Source organism: Oceanisphaera arctica (assembly GCF_002936955.1).
GTDB classification, from domain to species: domain Bacteria; phylum Pseudomonadota; class Gammaproteobacteria; order Enterobacterales; family Aeromonadaceae; genus Oceanimonas; species Oceanimonas arctica.
Map to the genome: position 1 here is coordinate 1 of NZ_MPZM01000028.1, position 23689 is coordinate 23689.

The window sequence follows — 23689 nt, forward strand, 5'->3', positions numbered from 1 at the left end:
ACGCACTCGGCACCGTCGGCCACCAGCCGGTTGGCGGCCTCGATAAGGGATGATTCAAACTGTTCCGGTGCCGCCTGCACGGCGGGGGCGCCGGCGGCAAGGGCTTCTATTCCGGCCAGGCGGGCCGACAGACCATGACGTTCGACCAGTTCCCGATACAGCGGTACCGTCTTCGGCCCCATTACCACCAAGCCATAGCGGCCACCAACCATGCAGGCAGTCAGCAGACTCGCCTCCAGCAGGCCGACCACAGGCACATTCAGTGCCTCGCGCAGGGCCCACAAGCCAGTGTCCAGAGACACGCCGACCACAACGGCATCACATCCTTCTGCCTGGTCTGCCAGATGGGCTTCGACCGCCTCGATACAGGCATGCTCGGCAATGGCGCAGTCCCGGCGAGTCTGAATTACCGCCGCGCCAAAGGCGCCGGTGGCGGTGCTCAGTTGCCAGTCTGCCGGCAGCGACAGCCGGGCTTCGGCCGCAAGCTGTTCGGTGATGCTCTGGCTGGTGTTGGCGTTGACGAGTAGCAATCGCATGGGCTCAGCCTCGTACCTTGGGCTTGGCCATGTCCGGCTTGCCGCAAGGCAAAAAGCAGCCCTGCCCGGCCCGGCCCAGCACATCGCCGTCATTCCAGACCAGCTCGCCGCGGCTCAGGGTCATGATCGGCCAGCCGGTGACGGTGCGGCCTTCATAGGGGGTGTAGTCCACATCGTGATGCAGCATTTCGTTGCGGATGGTGACCTCTCGTTTTGGATCCCAAATGGCGATATCCGCATCGGCGCCGATGGCGATGGTGCCCTTGCGCGGATAGAGGCCATAGAGCTTGGCCGGGTTGGTGGAAGTCAGCTCGACAAACTTGTTGAGGCTGATGCGGCCCTTGTTGACCCCTTCCGAGAACAGCAGCGGCAGTCGGGTTTCGAGGCCGGGGATGCCGTTGGGAATATAGGGAAAGTCCACTTCCTCGCCATTCGGCTTCTTGCCCTGCGGGTCTTCGTAACGGAAGGGCGCATGATCCGAGGAGAAGATGGTGAACAGACCGTCGTCCAGGCCGTCCCAGATCACCTGCTGGTTGGACTGGTCCCGCGGCGGCGGGCTGCATACGCACTTGGCGCCTTCGTAGCCGTCCAGCCCCAAATCTTCGGCGGTGAGGAACAGGTACTGGGGGCAGGTTTCCGCATAAATGCTGATGCCTTTGCTGCGTGCCCAGCGGATCTGCTCCACCGCCTCGGCACCGGACACATGCACCACCAGAATGGGCACGTCCACCAGCTCGGACAGAGCGATGGCCCTGTGGGTCGCTTCCCGCTCCACCAGCATGGGCCGAGAGGCTGCATGGTATTTTGGCGCCGTATGGCCGGCATCGAGCAGGCGTTTGGTCAGCCAGCCGATACAATCGGCGTTTTCTGCATGAATCATCACCATGGCGCCTTCGGAACGAGCCAGCGCCAGCACGTCGATAATTTCGCCGTCGTTTAGCTTGAGATCGTCATAGGTCATGTAGATTTTGAAGGAGGTGCAGCCCTGGCGGATAAGTTCCGGCAGCTCTTCCTTGAGTACGGTTTCGGTGGGGTCGGTAACAATCAGGTGGAAGGCATAGTCGATCACCGCCTTGCCCTCGGCACGCCGGTGATAATCCTCTACCGCCGCCTTGAGGGACTGGCCTTTTTCCTGGGCCGCGAAGGGCATGACGGTGGTGGTGCCACCGCAGGCGGCGGATCGGGTGCCGGTATAAAAGTCATCGGCCATGCGCAGCCCTTCCGGCATGGGTTGGTCCAGATGGCAGTGGGCATCTACCCCGCCCGGCAACACCCACAGGCCCCGGGCATCGATTTCCTGTTTGCCCGCGCCGATATTCTCGCCCATGGCCACGATGCGGCCATCTCTGATGGCCAGATCACATTCGGTGATGTCGGCGGCGGTCGCGATGCGACCATTGCGGATTACCAGATCGAATTCAGACATGTCCCTTCCTCATTTGCCGTTTTCCTGTCCACTGCCGGAGCAGGTTGAATTGAATATATAATTATATATTAGTAATTAAACACTGCGGGGGTGGTTATTCAACCGAAAACAGGCAAAAGCGTGATCTTCATCACCTTAAATGTGAATTTATGGTTAACAGCTGGTGTTTTTATTGAAAACAAAGTGAGGCGGGGATGTTCAAAAAGGAAGTAGACAACACAGCAGAGGCAATACCGCAGAGTGGCGGTAATACCAAACAGGTTAAACAACTGATCTATTTGGTGGCACTGTAAAGGTCGGATAAATGGCCTACTCCTCCGACACGCCGTGAATACCTCCATGTAGGCTCCGCCGCGCCATCCTTGGCGCGGCCGGGAAATGCTCCTGCCGTCCAGGCATTCCCACCATCCATCGGCGGTCCGATGGTCGGCGGAGCAGATCCCTTCATCCTCCCTGATGCCAAGGTGTTGCCTCTGAGCTCAGATTTAAAGTAATGATCAGATCTTTCTTCAAATTGGTGTAACAGAAGAAAACGGATTGGCAGGGTTAGGGACCGGCGGTGATCCGCCGTGACTCGGGGAAATCGGTGAAGACGGATTAGGGTGGGATGGCGGCTGGCCGGATGACCGGTCAGCCGACCTTTTTTTGCTGTTCCAGCTCTTTGACCACGGTTTCGCCGGTGTGCATCACATGCTCGGCCAGAATACGGCCGGCTCTGTCGCCATCGCGCGCCAGCAGGGCTTCGAGCAGGGCTTTATGCTCATCGACGGATTCATCCCAGCGATGTTGCATGCCGATGGCCAGGTAGCGCCCACGGCTAACCCTGTTCATCAGCTGATGATGCAGATGCGTCAGGCTCTCGTTGTTCGCCAGCTCGATGATCAAGCGGTGAATATGCTGGTTTATCTCGAAATATTCGTGACGATCCTGGGCCTGGTAGTGATGTTCCAGTTTTTCCTGCAACTGGCTCAGCCGGGTAAGATCGCTCTCGCTGGCCTTGATGGCGGTCAGCTCGGCGGCTCGCCGTTCCAGGGTGCTGATGATTTCGAAATGCTCGCGAATTTCTTCGGCCGTGATGGTGGCTACCCAGGCGCCCCGGTTGGGCTCTATGGTGACCATGCCTTCGGAATGCAGTACTTTCAGCGCCTCGCGCAGGGGGGTGCGGGAAATATCGAGCTGCAGGCATAACTCGGGCTCGTTGATGCGCTGACCTTCTTTCAGCTCACCTTCGATGATCATGGTACGTACACAATCGGCCACTTCCTCATGCAGGGAGCGACGCCGAAGGGAATTTTTGCCGTAACTATTGATGGGTGTGACCACTGTGCTCACCTTCTTATATTTGTATGCGGCTACAAGCCGGGCAGCATAATGTCTGCTGCGTGAAAGCGCCATATCCGGGCGTGGCAAGCGTGATCCCTGTCCCGCCCCGGTAGGGCTTTCGATCATGTAAGCCCCGGCATGCCGGGGCTTAATATTACATAATATATAATTATGGCTTAATTGAAAAAATACTGCCCCAGTTTTTAATCTTGCTCGGATCGGCACCCGCCAGCAGCATACCCTTCCAGATACCGGTAGAAATGGTGTCATAGATGGGAATACCGATTTCCTTCTCCAGCTCGGCCGCCACCCGGGCACCGCGCAGGTTGGTACAGAAGATGGTAATGGCCTGGCAGTCCTGGGTTCTGGCCACCTCGCGCACCATGTCGGCGAGGGTCTGCTCGCTCACCTCGGAATAGGAGAAGTTGCCCTTGTCGTTGAGGTGACGCTCGGCCACACATTCATAGCCGGAGCGGCCATAGTTCTCGACGATTTTCTGCTGCACGTCATGCAGGTAGGGCGTGACCAGGCCGAAGCGCTTGACCCCGGTCAAGTCGAACAACTCGTTCAGCGCCAGCACCGAGGTGGTGGCGGGAATGCCGGTTTCTCTGGTGATGGCGTCACACAGAATTTCGTCATCCTGAAAACCGCGCCAGCCTGAAGAAGTACCGCTCCAGGTAATGGACTGCATTCTGGCATCGGCCAGCAGCCGGGACGCCTCAAGGAAAGGTTCGTTGTCGAACTGGCTCAGGGCCTGCTCGGTCAGGGAAATCTCGGTTACCTTGAGTCGGCCGAAGTGGGCGCTGGTGTTGTCGACGCCATGCAGAATGTCGGCGGTAACCGGCTCCAGCGTGGTGTTGGAAGACGGGGTTAACACACCTAACAAAGTACGATCAGTCATTATTTTCTCCTTGGAAAATTCACGATTTTTCAGTTAACAATCAGTAACCCAGGGCATGCGGCAAGGCCGTCACGATTTCCGGGAAAATCCAGCACAACATCAGCACCAGGTATTGCAGGGCAATAAAGGGCCAGACATAGCGCAACAGTTGGGACATAGGGATCTTGGCAATGCCGCACATCACGAACAGCAACACACCGACCGGTGGTGTCATCATGCCGATGACCAGGTTGAACACGAACAGAAAGCCGAAATACAGCGGGTCTATGCCGTAGGCCAGAGCGATGGGAGCAAACAGCGGCACCAGCATGATGTAGGCAGCGTTCGACTCCAGAAACATGCCGACAATCAGCAGCATCACCATCACCATGGCGAGAAACACCTCGGGGTTACTGGTAAAGCCCTGGATGAACTCCGACAGCCGCAGCGGCAACAACTCTATGGTGAACAGGAAGGTCAGCGGCGTCGCAAAGGCGATCAGCGCACCTACCACCGCCGAGGTCAGGGCGGCCCGGAACATGCAGCCCGGCAGATCGTCCCAGCTCAGCTTGCGGGTCACCCACTTGCCGACGATAAAGGCATAAACCACCGCGATGGCCGCCCCTTCGGTGGCGGTGAAGACACCACCGACGATACCGCCGATCACCACTACCGGCATCAGGATAATGGCCCCTGCCCGCTTGCCCTGGATCAGCAGATTTTTCCAGCTGAAGGGTTCACCGGTAGGCGCATAACCCTTGCGATGCGCGATATAGCTTGCCAGCCCCATCATGCCGACCACCAGCAGGACCCCGGGCACGACACCGGCCATGAAGAGGCCGCCGACCGACACCGAAGAGCCCGCCATCAACGCATAGACGATCATGGCCGCGCTGGGCGGAATAATGGGACCCAGATTGGAGGCCGAGGCCACCACCGCCGAGCCGAAGCCCACGTCGTAATGCTTTTTCATCGACGGCATCATGGTGGTGCCCAGCGCACTGGCGCCGGCCACTGCCGCTCCGGTCACCGAGGCCAGGCCCAGGCCGGACAGCAGGGTCACATGGGCCAGTCCGCCCTTGACCCGGCCGACCACGGCGTTAGCGAAGTCGATGGTGCGCTGCATCACCTGACCGCCCACCATCAACTCACCCGCCAGCATGAACAGCGGAATCGCCATCAGCGGAAAGGAGTTGACCGCGTGCATCATCCGCTGCGGCAACACCGACAGCTCGATGCCGCTGTAGGCCAGGCCACCCAGGGCCGCCAGACCGAGGGAGAAGGCCAGCGGCATGCCGAGCAAGGCCAACACCAGAAACAACACGATTGCCAGTGTGGTCATGAGACTTCCTCCTCGTTATCCGGCTCACGCCAGGTATCGGTACCCTGCCAGGCCATGAACAGCAGATGCAGCAAGGCATGGCCGCAGCTGAGCATCACCGGAAAATAGAACACCGACGCGGTCACCGGCAGGGTCGGCATCAGCTCTTCCCAGGTGTCGATAGAAACCATCACCGCCTGATAGCAGACCACCACCATCAGTACACCGCTTACCAGCAACATGAGGCGAGCGAGTCGCTCCTGCCACTGGGGCGGCAGCCGGTTGGTCAGCACATCGATACCCACATGCACCCCTTGCTTGAGCCCGTGGGGAATGGCCAGAAAGATGGCCCAGACGAAGGCCAGCCGTGATCCTTCATCGGCCCAGTCGATGGACTCCGACAACAGATAGCGACTGAACACCTGGGACGACACCAGCAACACCATCACCGCCATGCTGGCCTGGATCATGACCATGGAGGCCTTGTCCACCTTCAGCAGGCAGCGCCGTACAGGCGCTGCAAGGGATGAGCTTGCTCCCGGCCCGGCAAGCATATCGACATGCTCACTGTGGCCGGTTTTCATGACTTGGCTCCCTCCAGTACCGCGTCAACCAGGTCGGCGCCGAGACGCTCTTTCAGATCCTCGACGATACCGGAAGTTTTCTGCTGCATGGCCTGATTCAGCTCGGGTGTGACCGCATTGAACTTCATGCCGGCGGCAATCAGCTCGTCCCGGGACTGGATGTCTTCTTCGGCTGCCTTCTCCCGCTGCCAGGCAACGGCCTTGTTCATGGCGTCGCGCAGCACCTGCTGCTCGTCGTCAGACATGCGATCGAACTTTTTCTTGTTGGCCACCACCACGATAAAGTCGAAGAAATGGTTGGTATCGGTCAGATACTGCTGCACTTCGCCGAAGTTGTTCTTGCGAATGATGCTGAACGGGTTTTCCTGACCGTCGATCACCTTCTGCTGCAGGGCCGAATACACCTCGTTGATGCCCATCGACACCGGGCTGGCACCCAGGGCACGGAAGCTATTCAGGTGAGTTTCATTCGGCTGCAGGCGGATCTTGAGCCCGTCGAAGTCTTCGATGGACTCGATGGGCCGCACACTGTTGGTGATATGACGCGCGCCCAGCTCCATGAAGCCGAGGGCGACGAAGCCTTTATCCGCCAGCTTGTCATTGAGCAGATCCCCAACCTTGCCGTCGATAACGCGGAAGGCGGTTTCCCTGTCCTTGAGCACAAAGGGCAGGCTGATGGCTTCCAGCTCGGGCACGGTGCGCGACAGGAAGGACACGCCGATCCAGGTCATGCTCAGCACACCGGAACGCACCTGATCGACGTTTTCGGAAGCACCGCCCAGCTGCATGGCCGGAAACAGATGTACCTTGATGTCGTTATCGGTCGCGGTCTCTACCTCTTGTTTGAAAACTTCCATCGCCAGGCTGCTGGAATGGTCGGTGGCGAAGTTGCCGGCGACCCTCAGGGTATCGGCGAGAGCCGGTCCGCTGACCAGCGTCGTGCCCAGCATGATGCCCAGCAGGCTTTTCTGAAAACGCTTTCCAAAAGGTTGTATATTGCTATCCATGGCTTACTCCCTTGGCTGTTAGTGTGGGTACGGCTAGATATTATTATGAATATATAATTATATAAACATAAAATTAACAAAATCACCCTCTTCACCCTGCCTCAGACTATCCAGAAAATACACAACCAACTGAATATATTGAAAATAAATACACATTCACGTCATTTCAGGCAGTTTAAAAAAGTGAGATCCATGTAACATTTTCACACCGATGTATTTTCCCGTGTGGTTTTTGACCTCTCCCTTCCGGATACCGCTGCTTTATTGATCTGCATCAGGTCTCAATGCGCACCACCCTGTAACCTCATACATGAAATGCAGCATTAAGTTTCTGCGGTCACAACACACAGCGCCTCGCGCAGGGAGCATCCTATGAAACTAAGCAACATCGTTACCGCTTTGGGTTTTACCTTCGCCCTTTCCGCCCAGGCCGCCAGCCTGCCGGTAATAGACGCCGTACTCACCTCACCGCCCATGGTCCCGCCGCCCATTCAGCGGGATCATGCCGCCAAGCTGGTGGTGAAGATGGAAACCGTGGAAAAGGTGATGGAAATCGCCGATGGCGTGGAATACATGTTCTGGACCTTCGGCGGCTCTGTGCCGGGTCAGTTTCTGCGGGTGCGCGAAGGTGATGAAGTTGAGTTTCATCTTTCCAACCACCCCAGCTCCAAGATGCCCCACAACATCGACTTGCACGCGGTAACCGGCCCGGGTGGCGGTGCAGCCTCGTCCTTTACCGCCCCCGGTCATACCTCGGTATTCAACTTCAAGGCACTCAACCCAGGACTTTATGTGTACCACTGCGCCACCGCGCCGGTGGGCATGCACATCGCTAACGGCATGTATGGCTTGATCCTGGTGGAGCCGAAGGAAGGATTGCCGCCGGTAGACAAGGAATATTACGTGATGCAGGGCGACTTCTATACCAAGGGCGCCTATGGCGAGCAGGGGTTGCAGTCGTTCGACATGGACAAGGCCATCAAGGAGCAGCCGGACTATGTGGTGTTCAACGGTGCCGTGGGTGCGCTGAACGGCGAAAAGGCACTCACCGCCAACGTGGGCGAAACCGTGCGGCTTTTTGTGGGCAACGGTGGGCCTAACCTGGTGTCGTCTTTCCATGTCATCGGCGAGATTTTCGACAAGGTGAGTGTGGAAGGCGGCAGTCTGTACAATGAAAACGTGCAGACCACCCTGGTGCCTGCCGGTGGCGCCGCCATGGCCGAATTCAAACTGGACGTACCCGGCAACTTCATTCTGGTGGATCACTCCATCTTCCGGGCCTTCAACAAGGGCGCACTCGGCATGATGGCGGTAGACGGCCCCGAAGATAAAATTGTGTACTCCGGCAAGGTGGCCGAGAACGTCTACCTGCCCGAAGGCTCGGCAGTACAAAGCATTCCCAACGGTCATCCCAAACCTGTCGCCAACAACAAGGACGACCAGCTGCTGTACGGCAAGCGCGTGTACGAGGCCAACTGTCAGGCCTGTCACCAGGCTGATGGTAAGGGCATCCCCGGCGCCTTTCCTCCGCTGGCCAAATCGGACTTCCTGAATGCCGATACGACTCGAGCGATTGATGTGGTGATTCATGGCTTGAAAGGCCCCATCAAGGTGAATGGTCAGGCCTTCGACAGCATAATGCCCGCCATGCGCCTCACCGACGCAGACACCGCCAACGCGCTGACCTATGTGCTGAACAGCTGGGACAACAAGGGCGGCGTCGTCACGCCGGATGAGGTGGCCAAACGCCGCGACGAAGGCAAGGCCATCATCATGGATGGGAGCGCCCACTGATGAACCCGGCCCGGCTGTTGGGCCTGCCGGCCCTGTCGATGGTGGCTTTGTCCGTGACTAGCTTGTCCATGACGACCTGGTCGATGGCTGCCAGCTCGATGGCCACCGGGCCGATAACAGCACTGCAGATGGTCGAACTGCCCGGCGGGGTGGTTCGGCCGCTGTATCTCACCAAAGACAGCCCGCTCACTCCGGTGGCGCCATTCAGGCTGGATACCACTCCGGTCACCAATCGCCAGTTTGCCGACTTCGTGCGCCAGTACCCACGCTGGCAACGGCGTCAGGCGGTGGCGCTGTTTGTAGAACCACAGTATCTGAACCATTGGGGGCCGGACGGCCCCCAATCCGATCAACTCGAGCAGCCGGTGACGTATGTGTCCTGGTATGCGGCCAGCGCCTACTGCCAGGCCCGGGGCAAGCGAGTGCCAACGGTGGCGGAATGGGAGTTTGCCGCCCAGGCCTCGGAGCTGGCTGCCAATGGCAGCACCGAGCCGGGCTATACCCGACGCATTCTGTCCTGGTATGCCCGCCCGGCCACTGCGACCCAGCCCAATGTGGGCCAGAGCCCGGCCAACTACTGGCACATACAGGATTTGCACGGCCTGGTGTGGGAATGGACCCGGGATTTCAACTCCAGCCTGGTCACCGGCGAGTCTCGCGGTGACAGCGCCCTGGACAAGGGACTGTTCTGCGGCTCGGCCGCCGCCGGCAGCGCCGATCCGTCCGACTATGCCGCCTTCATGCGCTTTGGCTTTCGCTCCAGCCTGAAGGCGCCTTACACCCTGGGCAACCTGGGATTTCGTTGTGCACAGGAGATACCCGATGAGTACGCTGATGCCCTTGTTGACGTTGATGGTAACACTGGTGCTGGCAGCCTTTAATGTTCAGGCCGCCCTGCCCGGCGACTCTATTTACCAGCTCAACAGCGACTGGCAGAACCGCCAGGGAGACTCCCTGAGCATTCAACAACTGGTGGGCAAGAAGCAGATAGTGGCGATGATCTATACCGACTGCATCACCGCCTGCCCGGTGATCGTGTCCGAGATCAAGTCGATACAGGCCGCACTCAGCCCGGAACAGCAGCAACGGCTGGGCTTTGTGCTGGTGTCGCTGACCCCGGCCCGGGACACTCCCAAGGTGATGCGTCATTTCGCAAAGAAGAGAGGGCTGAATGAACACTGGACCCTGCTCAGCGGCAGCGATGAGGACGTACGCACCCTGGCCATGGCGCTGAACATTCGCTACATGGGACTGGCCGACGGTGAAGTCGCTCATTCCAACGCCATCACTGTGCTGGACGAACAGGGTCGAATGCAACTTCAGCAAACCGGACTGCCCGGCGGGCCCGCAGCGCTTATCGAGAAATTGGGGCTTTAAACAAAGCGTCCAGCACCAAGCGCCGAGCTAAAGACAAACATCACCTTGTGTTGGCTTAGTATTTTGCCGTCATACCGGACTTGCTCCGGTATCTTTCTGCTGGTAGCAATCAGTTCAAGATCCTGACGTGCGTCAGGATGACGACGAAAAGAAAGTCCAGCAGGCTACAGGTTTTGGTCTTTAGCTTAGTGCTGGGCGCGGGGCACTTTCTTTTATCCTTCCAGCTCGGCAATGCGGGCCTGCAGCCGGGCCACTTCCACTTCCAGCTCGGTGATCCGCGCCTGCAGCTCTGCCTTCGGCTGATGTGAACCGGTACCGCTCGGTGCGGCGACTTCCAGCGAATAGTCGGTATCGCAAAACAGATGACCATAGCGAGAGTCCCGCCTGCCGGGCTGGCGGGGCAGCTTAACCACAAAGGGGCCCTTCTCGATCAGGCTTTGCAGGCAGGCATCCACCTGGGAAACATCGCCGAACTGGTGCAGACGAGGTGTGCGGCTGCGCAACTCGCCCGGGGTCTGGGGCCCACGCAGCAGCAGCTCGCAGACGATGGCCAGTTCGCCGGGGCTGAAGTGCAGCTCGCCAAACTCGGTATTGCAGAAGCGGTGCTGATACTTGGCGGCGCGAGCGTTGAAACCGGCGGTGTTGTTGACCAGACGCCGGGCAATCAGGGTGTTGATCACCGACTGCACTTCCTGCTCGTCCAGGCTCAGCACCGGATCCCGGTTGCTTTTCTGGTTACAGGCATTGATCAGCGAGTTCAGGGTCAGAGGATACACTTCGGGCGTGGACACCTGTTTTTCGATCAGGCAGCCGATAACCCTTTGTTCCAGAAGAGAAAGCATTTCCATAAACAGACTCCTTTATTTTATGTTCCAGCCTACCGGACAAACCCCGAAACACCAACGAATACCGAAATTCACGCCGCGATCGGCTGCACCTCCAGCGGCGGCAGGCCGTGGGCGGCCCGGGCCCGATTGCAGGCGCCATCTGTATCAAAGGCCTCAAACTCGCGACAGGGGCTGGGCCTGTTGGGGTAGATGCTGCAGGAAACACAGCCGCCTACCTCTCCTTCCAGCGCAATGCAACGGGGCTGCGTCTGATTGGTGCCCTGCATCGCCATCTTGGCCGGACTCACCGGCTCGGTCAGGGATTCGGGCACCAGAAAATCACTGTGGATCTCGCCCCAGTAAAAAGAAACACGAAAAAAGGCGCAGCAGGCGCCACAGGTCAAACAGGGATTGCCACTACTCACAACGCCTTACCTCCTGGCAAAACTAAAAACAGTGACGAAAAAACAGGGAATGTGGGTGGCGGAGCAGGCTCCGCAGGATCAGGCAGTAAAAGGAAGGCGGGGCGTGACAGACGAGGGTCTGTAACACGGCTTGTCGATGTGTTCTCCTCGGTAGAGTGACTTAAAATGGCCGTCGCCGTAATGATATAAATCGTGGCGATAAACGGCGCATATTAATAAATCGAAAGCGCTTGGTAAGCAAGCGCCCCGAGGGCCTGCCGATAAAATAAAACCTTCTGACAGATACCTACACTCGGTGTCATCGACGCACATCACTAGATGCCGGACTCTGGCCTGTATAACCGGGCCCCGCGCTTTTTCTTTACCCCACAAAAGCGGCATACTGGGCCCAGACGTAATCATCAAGGAGCATGAAATGTTAATGGAGTCTGGTAAAGCGGCGCTGATGGTGGTGGATGTGCAGGAAAAATTGCTGCCGGCCATTCATGAAAGTGAGCGCCTCTGCGCCCGCATTCAGTGGCTGATCTCGGCCTGTCATACCCTGAATACGCCGATACTGTTTACCGAGCAGTATCCGCGTGGCCTGGGACACACCCTGCCCGCCCTCACCGCTCTGGTAAAGCAGCCCGAGATAGTGGACAAGATGCACTTCTCGGTGGTGGCCGCCAACTGCCGGCCCGCGCACTGGCTGCAGTATCAGCAGGTGATCGTGTGTGGCATGGAAACCCATGTCTGTGTGCTGCAAACGGTGCTGGAGTTACTGAAGGAAGGTAAAGAGGTGTTTGTGGTGGCCGACGCCGTGGGCAGCCGTACCGAAGAAAACCGCCAGCTGGGACTGGACCGCATGCGCGATGCCGGCGCCCAGATAGTCAGCCGGGAAATGGTGATTTTCGAGCTGATGCACCAGGCCGGCACCGAAGCGTTCAAAACCATCAGTAAGCAATTTTTAAGAGGCGAACAGCCTTAAAGGCGGGGAATAGGGAATAGGGAATAGGGAATGGGGAATGGGGAATGGGGAATGGGGAATAGCCTAATCCCCAATCCCCAATCCCAGAGTTATTTCTTGTCCCAGATCCCTTCTTCCAGCTGGCGATGCAGCTCGGGATACTTGGCCGCATCGAAGGTAGGGATCTTACCCAGCTTGCGCTGGTCGTTGTAATCCCGCGCCAGCTTCACCGCCACGCCCGACAGCAGCAGAATGGCCACCAGGTTGGTCAGTGCCATCAAGCCCATGGACGCATCGGCCATGGCCCAGATGGTGGGCAGCTCTCCCATGGAACCAAACATCACCATACCCAGCACGAAGAGGCGGAAGATCAGCAGGCCGCCCTTGTGGTTGTGCTCCAGAAAGATCAGGTTGTTTTCCGCATAGGCATAGTTGGCCACGATACTGGTGAAGGCAAAGAACAGAATCGCGATGGCGATAAAGGTATTGCCCCAGTCACCCACCTCGTGGGCCAGCGCCCGCTGCGTCAGCTCGATGCCGGTAATGCCGGAGCCGGGCTCAAACTGACCGGACAGCAGTATGATGGACGCGGTACAGGTACAGATGACGATGGTATCGGTAAAGACACCCAGCATCTGCACATAGCCCTGAGACGCCGGATGCGGCGGATAAGGCGTGGCCGAGGCCGCCGCGTTGGGCGCCGAGCCCATACCAGCTTCGTTCGAGAACAAACCGCGCTTGATACCGTTCATCATCGCCTGAGAAATGGCATAGCCTATGGCGCCGCCACCGGCCTGATCCAGACCAAAGGCCGACTTGACGATAAGACTAAACACGCCCGGCAGTTCGGTGATGTTCATCGCGATGACCACCAGGGCAATCAGCAGATAAGCGAGCGCCATGACCGGTACCACCAGCTCGGCAAAACGAGCGATGGAACGCAAACCACCAAAGATGATAACCCCGGCCATCAGCACCAGCGCTACCCCGGTAGCCCAGTGAGGGATGCCGAAAGCTACGTCCATGGCGGCACTAATGGAGTTGGCCTGCACCGCATTGAATACCAGGCCGAAGGCGATGATCAGGAAGATGGCGAACATCACTCCCATCCAGCGCATCCCCAAGCCCTTTTCCATATAGTAGGCAGGGCCGCCGCGATAGTTGCCGTCTTCATCCTTGATCTTGTACAGCTGAGCCAGGGCACTTTCTGCGAAGGCGGTGGACATGCCGATAAGGGCAATCAGCCACATCCAGAAAATCGCACCCGGGCCCCCCAGATACAGGGCGACAGCCACACCGGCCAGGTTGCCGGTGCCGACCCGCGCCGCCAGGCTGGTACAGAGCGCCTGAAAGGAGGAAATACCCGCCGCATCCGACTTGCGGCTGTGCCTGAGCACGGAAAACATGTGACCGAAATGGCGAAACTGAATAAAGCCCAGTCGCAGGGTAAAAAATACCCCCGCGCCCAGCAGCAGGTAAATCAGTATGGTGCCCCAGAGCAGGTCGTTGATAAAACCGATAATTGCGTCCATTAATATATCTCTGCTTGCTTCAAATGATGAACCCCGCCCGACACTTGGTCCGGGCCCCGGATCCGCAGCGCACGGAATCTAGCACAGGCAGGAAAAATAGCCATGTGATCCAGATCACACCAAAACATGACCAAGGGAAAAAAACGATTAAAACAGCAAAAAATACACAACGAACATAGTTTAAAGAAACAAAAAACCAACATTTAGTGGTTATTTGAAACATAAGTCCGTTTGAAAATCAGCCATAGAAACGAGATTCATACAACCCCCTTTTTTGACGCCACTACTCTGTTGCAGGTAACAAGGGCTGACTATCCGCGCGGCCGGCTCGATCCCCTGCTTTATTTCAGTGGCCCGAATAAGAGATACTGTGACACTCTTTTTGCAAGCCGACCAGACATAGGATCTTTCTTCATGGCCGATAAACTGACACAACTGAGAACCCTGACCACGGTCGTTGCCGACACCGGCGACATCGAAGCCATCCGCAAGTACCAGCCCCAGGATGCCACCACCAATCCTTCACTGATCCTCAAGGCAGCCCAGATTCCGGAATACAAATCGCTGCTGACCGAGGCCGTGAACTGGGCCAAATCCCAGAGCCAGAATGCCGAACAACAGCTGACCGACGCCTCCGACATGCTGGCGGTGAACATTGGTTGCGAAATTCTCAAGCTGATCCCCGGCCGTATCTCCACCGAGGTTGATGCCCGGCTGTCGTTCGATACCGACGCCAGCATTCTGAAGGCCCGTCACCTGATTGAACTGTACAAGCAGGCCGGCATCGGCCGCGAGCGCATCCTGATCAAGCTGGCATCCACCTGGGAAGGCATCCGCGCCGCCGAAGTACTGGAGCAGGAAGGCATCAACTGTAACCTGACCCTGCTGTTCAGCTTTGCCCAGGCCCGCGCCTGTGCCGAAGCCGGCGCCTATCTGATCTCGCCTTTCGTCGGCCGTATCCTCGACTGGTACAAGCAGAACACCGATCAGAAAGAATACACCGCCGAGCAGGATCCGGGCGTGCTGTCTGTGACCCAGATCTATGACTATTACAAGGCTCACGGCTACAGCACTGTGGTGATGGGCGCCAGCTTCCGTAATACCGGCGAAATTCTCGAACTGGCCGGTTGCGACCGTCTGACCATAGGTCCCAACCTGCTGGAAGAACTGAGCCAGGCCGAAGGCAAGGTCGTTGCCAAACTGCAGGACAAGGGCGCCACTCAACCCCGCCCGACTCCGATGACCGAAGCCGAGTTCCGCTGGGAACAAAACCAGGACGCCATGGCCACCGAAAAACTGGCCGAAGGTATCCGCAACTTTGCCATCGATCAGGGCAAACTCGAGACCATGATCAAGGCCATGCTGTAAGCAAAAACTCACCTCTGCAATGAGTCCTGTATGGGGCCGGAGCCAATAAACCGCAAATTGACGCCGGCCCCATTTTTTTCTTTTTAATCAAACTGTAACAGTAAGCTTCTATTTTATAGCCTGTTGTGATATATCCAGATGTGACTACAACTGATAGCCAACAGGAGGGAGCCCCATGGAAAGGAGCAGCTTCGATCAGGAATTTGTGGTTGAACGGTCCCCACGCAGCAAATCGCGTGAGCCCGCCAAAAAGCGCAAGTGGCGGGAAATAGAAGCAATACAGGACCAAAAGCGTTTACAAGAAGAACTTCAGCAACTCGACTGCACCTTCGACCTCGAAGACATGGCAGCAGAGCTTGAACTGTAGAGCACAGTTATATGATTGGTTAATTGGGCGCCCTCGGGCGCCTTTTTACGTTTGGCAAACCTGATCATATTGAGGCATCAGGCCTGAGGCAACACAGCCGCGTTTCACGGTCGTGGGAACCGTTCTCTGTTACCTCTTTTTGTCATGTGCTGAGCGTCACAGGGAGGTGCTTGAGCGGGTCGGAGAAGCGAGCCCTTTGTCCGGGATTGAGATAACAGTTAAAGGGATCGATGTTTTAATCCGCTACCGTTGCGGGCAAGCGCCAGTCGATGGGTGCCTTGCCCTGCTGTTGCAGCAGCTCGTTGGTGCGGGAAAAATGCCGGCAGCCGAAAAAGCCCCGATAGGCGGACAAGGGGCTCGGATGCACCGCGGTCAGCACATGATGGCGACTGCGGTCGATCATGGCGCCTTTTTTCTGGGCATGACTGCCCCACAACAGAAACACCACGCCCTCACCCTGTTCGTTGACCGTCTGGATCACCTTGTCGGTAAAGGTTTCCCAGCCCAGTTTGGCATGGGAATGGGCCTTGCCCGCCTCCACCGTCAACACCGTATTGAGCATCAAGACGCCCTGCTCGGCCCAGGACTCCAGGTAACCGTGTTCGGGCGTCTGAAAGCCGGGAATGTCGCTTGCCAGTTCTTTATACATGTTGCGCAACGACGGCGGCACCCGCACGCCGGGCAATACCGAAAAGCACAGACCATGGGCCTGATTGGGCCCGTGATAGGGATCCTGCCCCAGCATCACCACCTTGACGTTACCCGGCTCCGTATATTGAAAGGCATGAAAAATATTCTGCTGCGACGGATAGATAGCCTTACCGGCTTCTCGTTCCTGTTCGACAAAAGACATCGCCTGGCGAAAGTAAGGCTGCTGTTGCTCATGGTCGATGAGCTGGCTCCAAGTCTGGTGCATGGGAATTTCCGTTAACGACAAATTTGTGGGGTCGAATTTATTCGACCACAGAGGCAGAATCAAGGCGGGGCTGGTCGATTGAAATCGCCCAAGCGAATCGAGCTGGGACACCCATCTTTCAGAAGAATCGAGTGAGTCTCAAATGATAATCGAGCTGGGACACCCACCTCTAAATGGAATCGAATGGATCTCAATTTATCCAGATTTGGGATGGGTGTCCTTTTTCGCCTCCCCTCATCCCCTCATCCCCTCACTCCTCGTGCCTCACACTTCAATGCGCGGCCGGATTATCCCTTCCTGCATCGCCGTCGCCACCAGGGTACCGTCCCGGGTGTAAAAATGGCCCTGCACCAGGCCGCGGCCGGCGATGGCGCGGGGGCTTTCGATCACATAGAGGATCCAGTCATCGAAGCGGAAGTTCTGATGAAACCACATGGAGTGATCGATGGTGGCCACCTGCAGCTCACGCTCCCAGAACGAATGACCGTGAGGCATGAGCGCCGTGGGCAGAAAATTGAAGTCCGAGGCGTAGGCCAACAGGTATTTGTGAATGCGGGGATCGTCCGGCAGGCGGCCGTTGGCCTTGAGCCAGATGTAACGCACCGGCTCCGCCTTTTCCGGCTTCATCGGATCGACGTAATTGACCTGTCGCATGTCTATCGGCTTTTCGGCCAGTAGCTTGTCTTTGAGTCGCTCCGGAATAAAACGGGCCAGGGTCTGGATGCGTTCGCTCTCGGGTATCAGCCCTTCCGGCCCAGCTACGTCGGGCATGGCGGTCTGATGCTCAAAACCGGCCACCGGTTGCTGGAACGAGGCGGTCATGTAGAAGATGGGCTTGCCGTATTGCAGCGCCTGCACCCGGCGGGTAGAGGTGGTTTTTCCGTCGCGGATATTTTCCACGTCGTAGATAATCGGCTTGTTCACGTCACCGGGGCGCAGAAAGTAGGAGTGAAACGAATGCACCGGGCGTTCCGGCTCCAGGGTATATTTGGCCGCAGCCAACGCCTGGCCCATGACCTGACCGCCAAAGACGGCGCCAAAACCCAGATCCATGCTCTGGCCACGATAGAGGCCGTCGTCCAATGGCTCCAGCGCCAGCAGCCTCAATAACTCATCCAATGCCTGACTCATGGCTTGTGCTACCTGATTTGTTCGACTGGTCCTGCAAGTTAACATAAGCCGATAATGCCAGCCTAGTGCATATGCACTAGCAAACGAGCGGATATGCACCAGAAGAAGATAATCGGCGCACAAGAAAAAGGGCAGCCAATAATTGGCTGCCCTTCAAGGTGTCGTCGGCTTGTTCCTTAAACCTGATTGCTCCCTGCATTCCCTGACCTGACTCTTCCTGTGCCTTCCCCTTCCCGTTCCATCGGGCTGTTCCTGCATCATCCTGATATGGTCGCATCCTGCTACCAATCACTCCTTCCTGGAGCTGTCCTTATCCCGCATCCTGCGGTTTTCCCTTTAGCCATCCGAGCCATGTCCTTTGCCATCCTGGCTGTCGGCATTCCTCGCCAACCTTTGCCGTGTTACTCCTTGTAACCACGACGTCCCTGATCCTTGTGCCGACTCCTTGCCGGTGATCCCTGAGGCTTTCCTGCCAGTACACTTCCTGTGTGCCAGCTGCCTTGCTGTTGGTAGTAATGATACGGTTTTTAACGCACGGCGCTATGTATCCTGTGGCAACACCGGCTGTTCATAAAATAACCTAAACATTAAAAAACAATATAATCAACAACTTGAAACTAATCACTGGTAGATGGCGGCGATATAAATCGCCTTATCCCGCCGCCGATTGAGAGATCTCTTACAAGAGGAAAGGGCAATGGCAGCTGGCCATAAAAAGGGGCTGCCGTTTGTTAACACCAGCCCCTCGATTTATCGTTAATGGTGCTTCTACTCCGGGCTCGTCATCTCCGCGAAGGCGGAGATCCATGGTATATCGCACTGGATTCCCGCCTGCGCAGGAATGACGATATAAGAGCCGAAAACTTTGTCAGAGCCTGATGAGAACTTGGTGGTACACCCATCTTTCAACTGGCTGCTGGGGGCGAATTTGAGATGGGTGTCCCTTTTCAGTTTCTGGATTCCCGCCTGCGCGAGAATGACGACAGAAGAGCCTAGGTAGTTTGGTGGGACGGGAGCTTGGTGGGACACCCATCTTTCAACTAGCTGTCACGGGAGCTTGGTGGGACACCCATCTTTCACTGGCTGTCACAACCAGATTTGGGATGGGTGTCCCTTTTCATTTGGCTGCAGCGGGCGAATTTGGGATGGGTGTCCCTTTTCAGTTTTCAGACTGCCAAAACGAAACATGCCGGGACAAGCCCGGCATGAGATACAGAGTACTGAGTGACGCTTTACTTCATCATCTTCGCTTTAAGGGCGGCAAAGTCGGCGGGAATAACGCCAGACAGTGACTCCATGGCCACGTGCTTGGCCAGGGGGCCCGGCAGCGGGATGTCCTGACCCAGGATCTCGTCGACGTTTTCCTTGAACTTGGCCGGATGGGCCGTACAGAGGAAGATGCCCACTTCGTCCTTGCCCCGTTCCTTGTTCAGCAGATCCCAGCCGATGGCACCGTGAGGCTCGCACAGATAGCCCTGTTCGAACAGGCGCTTGAGCGCGTCTTTGGTCTGCTCGTCGTTCAGCGAACCGGAGGCGATGTCGGACAGTTTCCAGCCCTTGACCCGGCACAGCTCTTCCACCCGCGGCCAGTTGTTGGGGCGGCTCACGTCCATGGCGTTGGACAGGGTCGCCACTGTGTTTTTCGGATCCCAGCTACCGCTTTCCAGATAGCGCGGCACAGTGTCGTTGGCGTTGGTGGCGGCCATGAAGCGCTTCACCGGCAGACCCAGCGCCTTGGCGATAAGGCCCGCAGTCAGGTTGCCGAAGTTGCCGGACGGCACGGCAATTACCGCCTTGCTACGCTGCTCGGCGGGCAGCTGTGCCACCGCCTCGAAGTAGTAGCAGACCTGAGCCACCAGGCGGCTGATGTTGATGGAGTTGGCGGAGTTGAGGCCCACGGCGGCTTTCAGCTCTTCGTCGTCGAACGCCTGCTTCACCAGCGCCTGACAGTCATCGAAGTCGCCCTGTACCGCATAAGTGCTGATGTTGTCACCCAGGGTGGTGAACAGTTTTTCCTGCAGCGGGCTGATCTTGCCTTCCGGATACAGGATCACCACTTCGATGTTGGGCAGACCGTAGAAGGCGTGGGCCACGGCGGCACCGGTGTCGCCGGAGGTGGCGGTCAATATGGTGATCTTCTTGCCATCTTTGCTCAGGGTCGCCAGGCACTGGGCCATGAAACGGCCACCGAAGTCCTTGAACGCCAGAGTGGGGCCATGGAACAGCTCCAGGGCATAGGTATGGTCGTCTACCTTGACCAGCGGCGCCGGGAAGGTAAAGGCGTGCTCCACCATGGCGGTAAGAGTGGACTCGGGAATTTCATCGCCGATCAGGTGCTGCAAAACGGCGACTGAGCGCGGCACCAGCGGCAGCTCCAGCAGCGCGTCCATGTTGGCGATAGGCGTCAGGTTTTCCGGAAAAAATAGACCCTGACCACGACCCAGACCCTGCTTTACCGCTCCGGCAAAATCGATGGTTTCCGCATTATCCTTGATGTTGTACAACTTCATAATTCTGTTCCTGTTACCCGAGCGCCTTCGGCATCGATTTTACAAATATGGCAGAAGCCATCCTGATTCTGAATAAAGTGTTCGGCCAGCCAGGCTTTCAGTTTTTCTGCCTGGCTTAAGTCTTTAAGCACGCAGAATACGGTGGGGCCGCTGCCGGAAATACCGGTGGCCAGCGCGCCCATGGCGGCGGCCTGCTCCCGCACCTCGACGAAGCCGGGGATGAGCTGAGCCCGGTAGGGCTCGGCAATCACGTCTTTGAGCATGGCGGCGGCTACCGGCTCCTGACCGGTGTGGCTGGCATGCACAAAGCCCGCCAGACGACGACCGTAGGTAAGGCAGTCTTGCCGGCGATATTGCGCCGGCAGTATGCTGCGCGCCGCCGAGGTAGAGACGCTGATGCCCGGGTAGCACAGCACCCAATACCAGTCGTCGAAGCTGGGCAGCGTCTGGCTGACCACGCCGGCTTCGTCCAGCACCAGCTGCATGCCGCCAAAGTGGCAGGGCGCCACGTTGTCGTAATGAACGGAGCCGGAAATCTGGCCTTCCAGCTCGCCCATCAGCAGCATCAGTTCATGCTCGCTCAACGCCTCGTCGTAAAAGGCGTTCAGGGCCACAAAGGCGGCCACTATGCTGGTGGCACTGGAGCCGAGGCCCGAGCCCACCGGCATGCTTTTTTCCAACGTCATCACCAGCGGCTTGCGGCTGATACCCTTCTGTTCCAGTGCTTTTTCATAGGCCAGGTAGCAGTCGTAGACGATGTTCTGTTTGAAGTCGTCCGGCAGCTTGTGGGCGAAGGCGCCGGTCTTGCTCAGCGCGAAGTCGCCCTCGGTGTCGGCGACCAGTACCCGATCACCCAGCAGGGTGCCGTCCAGCGGGGCCATGGCGGCCCCCAATACATCAAAGCCCACGCTCACATTGGCGGTAGAGGCAGGTGCAAACGCAACAACACTCATTTAAATCTCCTGCTTCCAGTTATGGGTGCGCAACAGGTCGGCAAACACGCCGGCGGCGGTCACATCGGCACCGGCGCCGTAGCCACGCAGTACCAGCGGAATCGGCTGATAATACTGGGTGTAGAATGCCAGGGCGTTTTCGCCGTCTTTTACCTTGAACAGGGGATCATCGCCGTCCACGGCCTTGATGACAACCTTGCACTGGCCATTGTCTATCTCGCCTACATAACGCAGCACCTTGCCGTCGGCAGCGGCCTGGGCCACCCGGGCCTCGAAATAACCGTTGGCCTCGGGCAAGCGGGCCATGAACTGCTCGATATCGCCGCTGGCATCAAACTCCGGCGGCAGCGCCTGCTCCACCTCGATGTCGTCCAGGCTCAGGGGCATGCCGGCTTCTCGGGCCAGGATCAGTAGCTTGCGCGCCACGTCCATACCGCTGAGATCGTCACGCGGATCCGGCTCGGTAAATCCGTTTTCACAGGCGACGCGAGTGGCGTCGGCAAAGCTCATGCCTTCGTCCAGCTTGCCGAAAATATACGACATGGAGCCAGACAGTATGCCACCGAAGGCCTTGAGCTGGTCGCCTGCCCGCAGCAGGTTCTGCAGGTTTTCGATTACCGGCAGGCCGGCACCCACTGTGGTTTCGTACAAAAACTTGCGGTGGGTACGCTGGGCGGCCCGGCGCAGCTGGCGGTAATAATCCAGGCTGGCGGTGTTGGCCTTCTTGTTGGGAGTGACCACATGGAAACCGGCGGCCAGAAAGTCCGCGTACTGATCGGCAACGCCGTCACTGGAGGTACAGTCCACCAGCACAGGGTTGATCAGGTGGCTGTCTTCCACCATCCGCTGCAAACGCTGCAGATTGAAGGTGTCGGTAGCCTGTTCCAGACTGTCGCGCCACTCGGCCAGATTGATGCCATCCCGGTTCAGCGCCATCTTGCGGGAGTTGGCGATGCCCACCACCCGAATACCGATGTCTTGCGCATCCAGCACCGGCTGTTGGCGGCGGATTTGCTCCAGAAGCGCCGCGCCCACGCCGCCACAACCCACCAGGAACACATCGATGAAGCGACGGCTGGAGAAGAAGTTCTGATGACAGGCCTTTATCGCCTCTGTGGTCTTGGCCTTTTGGATCACCGCCGAGATAGAACGCTCGCTGGAGCCCTGGGCGATGGCCACTATGTTGATGGAGGCTTCGGCCAGCGCGTTGAAGAAGCGGGCCGACACCCCCTTGACGGTGCGCATGCGATCGCCCACCAGAGAGATGATGGCCAGATCGTCGATGATATCCAGCGGCTCCAGCAGCTTGTTCTTGAATTCCAGCGCAAATTCGCCGGCGATGGCCTTCTGCGCCTTCAGCTGATCGAAGCTGTGAATACAGAAACTGACGCTGTATTCCGACGAGCTCTGGGTGATCAGCACTATGCTGACCCCGGCGCGGGACACGCAAGAGAACAGACGGCCGGCCATGCCCACCATGCCTTTCATGCCCGGGCCCGAGATGTTGATCATGGTCATGCCGACCAGATCGGAGATGCCCTTGACCTGCTGGTCATCGTCACTGCACTCGGGACCGATCAGCGAGCCTTCGCCCTGGGGGTTGCCGGTGTTCTTGATAAGACAGGGAATGTGGAACTGGGCGATGGGCGCTATGGTCTTGGGGTGCAACACCTTGGCGCCGAAGTAAGACAGCTCCATCGCTTCTTTATAAGACAACTGCTTGAGCAGCTTGGCATCGGGTACCAGACGCGGGTCACAGTTATAAACGCCGTCTACGTCGGTCCAGATTTCGCAGCACTCGGCGCCCACACAGGCGGCCAGCACGGCGGCGGAATAGTCGGAGCCGTTACGGCCGAGGATCACGGTTTCGCCTTTTTCGTTACCGGCGGTGAAGCCCGGCATCAGGTAAACGCAGTCGTCGCGCAGGCCCTGATCGATAAAACGCTGGCGGGAGACTTCGATATTGACGTGCGCTTCGAGGAAACTGCCCTCGCCCAGCAGCATGCTCTGGGGGGTAATCACTTCAACCTGCTCGCCGCGCGCCTTGAGCAGCTCGGCCATGGTCGCGATGGACAGCGCCTCGCCCCGGCTCAGAATGTGTGCCTGGGTGTTGTCCGGGCACTGTTGCAACAGGCTCACGCCCTGCAGCAAACGCGCCAGCTGACCTAGTTCGCGGTCGACCCGGGCCTTGAGTTCCTGATCGTCCAGCCGCTCGAACTTAACCTTGAGGCCATTGATGATGGAATGGAAAATCTGCTCTATTTCCTTCAGCACCGGTGCCGGATCCAGACCCCGAATGGTCTGCTCGACAACCGCCACCAGATGATTGGTGACCTTGGCGGGGGCGGACAGAACCAGTGCCACCTGAGACTGCTGCTGGTTATTGACCACGATATCGGCGACATTGGTAAATCGCTCGCTGTTGGCCAAAGAGGTGCCGCCAAATTTCAAGACACGCATTCATTA

Annotated in this window: 21 protein-coding genes; 6 read left to right on the forward strand and 15 right to left on the reverse strand. The window is 57.8% G+C overall.

Annotation, left to right across the window (positions count from 1 at the left end):
• From UN63_RS11845 to UN63_RS11875, 7 genes are all read right to left on the reverse strand, one after another.
• A partial coding sequence (locus UN63_RS11845; RefSeq protein ID WP_104486960.1) for an aspartate/glutamate racemase family protein occupies positions 1-536 on the reverse strand: 536 nt, incomplete at its 3' end.
• Between the two features lie 4 nt (positions 537-540).
• The gene (gene hydA / locus UN63_RS11850) at positions 541-1962 is read right to left on the reverse strand and encodes a dihydropyrimidinase (RefSeq protein WP_104486961.1); all 1422 of its coding nucleotides are present in this window, start codon (positions 1960-1962) and stop codon (positions 541-543) included.
• A 630-nt stretch (positions 1963-2592) separates the two neighbouring features.
• Positions 2593-3285 carry a GntR family transcriptional regulator gene (locus tag UN63_RS11855; RefSeq protein ID WP_104486962.1) on the reverse strand — a complete coding sequence of 231 codons (693 nt, stop codon included), beginning with the start codon at positions 3283-3285 and terminating at the stop codon, positions 2593-2595.
• A 169-nt stretch (positions 3286-3454) separates the two neighbouring features.
• Entirely contained in the window at positions 3455-4186 is a 732-nt protein-coding gene (locus UN63_RS11860) for a maleate cis-trans isomerase family protein (protein ID WP_104486963.1), read from the reverse strand.
• A 40-nt stretch (positions 4187-4226) separates the two neighbouring features.
• On the reverse strand, positions 4227-5507 hold the full coding sequence (locus UN63_RS11865) for a TRAP transporter large permease (protein ID WP_104486964.1): 1281 nt from the start codon (positions 5505-5507) through the stop codon (positions 4227-4229).
• Complete coding sequence (locus tag UN63_RS11870; protein ID WP_104486965.1) at positions 5504-6070, reverse strand: TRAP transporter small permease; 567 nt, start codon at positions 6068-6070, stop codon at positions 5504-5506. The genes UN63_RS11865 and UN63_RS11870 overlap by 4 nt, the downstream gene beginning before the upstream one ends.
• Entirely contained in the window at positions 6067-7077 is a 1011-nt protein-coding gene (locus tag UN63_RS11875) for a TRAP transporter substrate-binding protein (RefSeq protein ID WP_104486966.1), read from the reverse strand. Before UN63_RS11875 ends, UN63_RS11870 begins: the two co-directional genes overlap by 4 nt.
• A 372-nt stretch (positions 7078-7449) precedes the next feature.
• On the opposite strand from UN63_RS11875, the gene nirK reads away from it, so the two are divergent.
• Genes nirK through UN63_RS11890 form a run of 3 tightly spaced genes read left to right on the forward strand, consistent with a single transcriptional unit; the run spans position 7450 to position 10248 of the window.
• A complete protein-coding gene (nirK, locus tag UN63_RS11880) occupies positions 7450-8871 on the forward strand; it encodes a copper-containing nitrite reductase (RefSeq protein ID WP_104486967.1) in 1422 nt (473 codons plus the stop codon).
• On the forward strand, positions 8871-9752 hold the full coding sequence (locus UN63_RS11885) for a formylglycine-generating enzyme family protein (protein ID WP_229793562.1): 882 nt from the start codon (positions 8871-8873) through the stop codon (positions 9750-9752). Before nirK ends, UN63_RS11885 begins: the two co-directional genes overlap by 1 nt.
• Positions 9694-10248, forward strand: coding sequence for an SCO family protein (locus tag UN63_RS11890; protein WP_104486968.1), 555 nt, complete (start codon positions 9694-9696; stop codon positions 10246-10248). Before UN63_RS11885 ends, UN63_RS11890 begins: the two co-directional genes overlap by 59 nt.
• A 212-nt stretch (positions 10249-10460) precedes the next feature.
• Here the strand turns inward: UN63_RS11890 and UN63_RS11895 are convergent, their stop codons facing one another.
• Both UN63_RS11895 and UN63_RS11900 read right to left on the reverse strand, forming a co-directional pair.
• Entirely contained in the window at positions 10461-11096 is a 636-nt protein-coding gene (locus UN63_RS11895) for a YceH family protein (protein WP_104486969.1), read from the reverse strand.
• A gap of 68 nt (positions 11097-11164) precedes the next feature.
• The gene (locus tag UN63_RS11900; protein ID WP_104486970.1) at positions 11165-11500 is read right to left on the reverse strand and encodes a YkgJ family cysteine cluster protein; all 336 of its coding nucleotides are present in this window, start codon (positions 11498-11500) and stop codon (positions 11165-11167) included.
• A gap of 415 nt (positions 11501-11915) precedes the next feature.
• Here UN63_RS11900 and UN63_RS11905 point away from each other — a divergent pair, with 415 nt between their 5' ends.
• Positions 11916-12467 carry a hydrolase gene (locus tag UN63_RS11905; RefSeq protein ID WP_104486971.1) on the forward strand — a complete coding sequence of 184 codons (552 nt, stop codon included), beginning with the start codon at positions 11916-11918 and terminating at the stop codon, positions 12465-12467.
• Positions 12468-12556: 89 nt separating this feature from the next.
• Here UN63_RS11905 and UN63_RS11910 read toward each other — a convergent pair whose 3' ends face one another.
• On the reverse strand, positions 12557-13978 hold the full coding sequence (locus tag UN63_RS11910) for an alanine/glycine:cation symporter family protein (RefSeq protein WP_104486972.1): 1422 nt from the start codon (positions 13976-13978) through the stop codon (positions 12557-12559).
• A 414-nt stretch (positions 13979-14392) separates the two neighbouring features.
• Between UN63_RS11910 and tal the strand changes: the two genes are divergently transcribed.
• Entirely contained in the window at positions 14393-15346 is a 954-nt protein-coding gene (gene tal / locus UN63_RS11915; RefSeq protein ID WP_104486973.1) for a transaldolase, read from the forward strand.
• Positions 15347-15521: 175 nt separating this feature from the next.
• Positions 15522-15713, forward strand: a complete 192-nt coding sequence (locus UN63_RS11920; RefSeq protein WP_104486974.1) for a DUF3545 family protein — start codon at positions 15522-15524, stop codon at positions 15711-15713.
• A 235-nt stretch (positions 15714-15948) separates the two neighbouring features.
• On the opposite strand, the gene ung is transcribed toward UN63_RS11920, so the two are convergent.
• The 5 genes from ung to thrA form a co-directional block, all read right to left on the reverse strand.
• Positions 15949-16629: a uracil-DNA glycosylase gene (gene ung, locus UN63_RS11925; protein ID WP_104486975.1), complete on the reverse strand. Its 681-nt coding sequence runs from the start codon at positions 16627-16629 to the stop codon at positions 15949-15951.
• 264 nt (positions 16630-16893) lie between these two features.
• Positions 16894-17760: an acyl-CoA thioesterase II gene (gene tesB / locus UN63_RS11930; protein ID WP_104486976.1), complete on the reverse strand. Its 867-nt coding sequence runs from the start codon at positions 17758-17760 to the stop codon at positions 16894-16896.
• 1232 nt (positions 17761-18992) lie between these two features.
• Positions 18993-20270: a threonine synthase gene (thrC, locus tag UN63_RS11945; RefSeq protein WP_104486979.1), complete on the reverse strand. Its 1278-nt coding sequence runs from the start codon at positions 20268-20270 to the stop codon at positions 18993-18995.
• On the reverse strand, positions 20267-21223 hold the full coding sequence (thrB, locus tag UN63_RS11950; protein ID WP_104486980.1) for a homoserine kinase: 957 nt from the start codon (positions 21221-21223) through the stop codon (positions 20267-20269). The genes thrC and thrB overlap by 4 nt, the downstream gene beginning before the upstream one ends.
• Positions 21224-23683 (reverse strand): bifunctional aspartate kinase/homoserine dehydrogenase I, encoded by a 2460-nt coding sequence (gene thrA / locus UN63_RS11955; RefSeq protein WP_104486981.1) that lies wholly within the window; start codon positions 23681-23683, stop codon positions 21224-21226. It abuts the gene before it with no gap.
• Positions 23684-23689 lie beyond the last annotated feature (6 nt).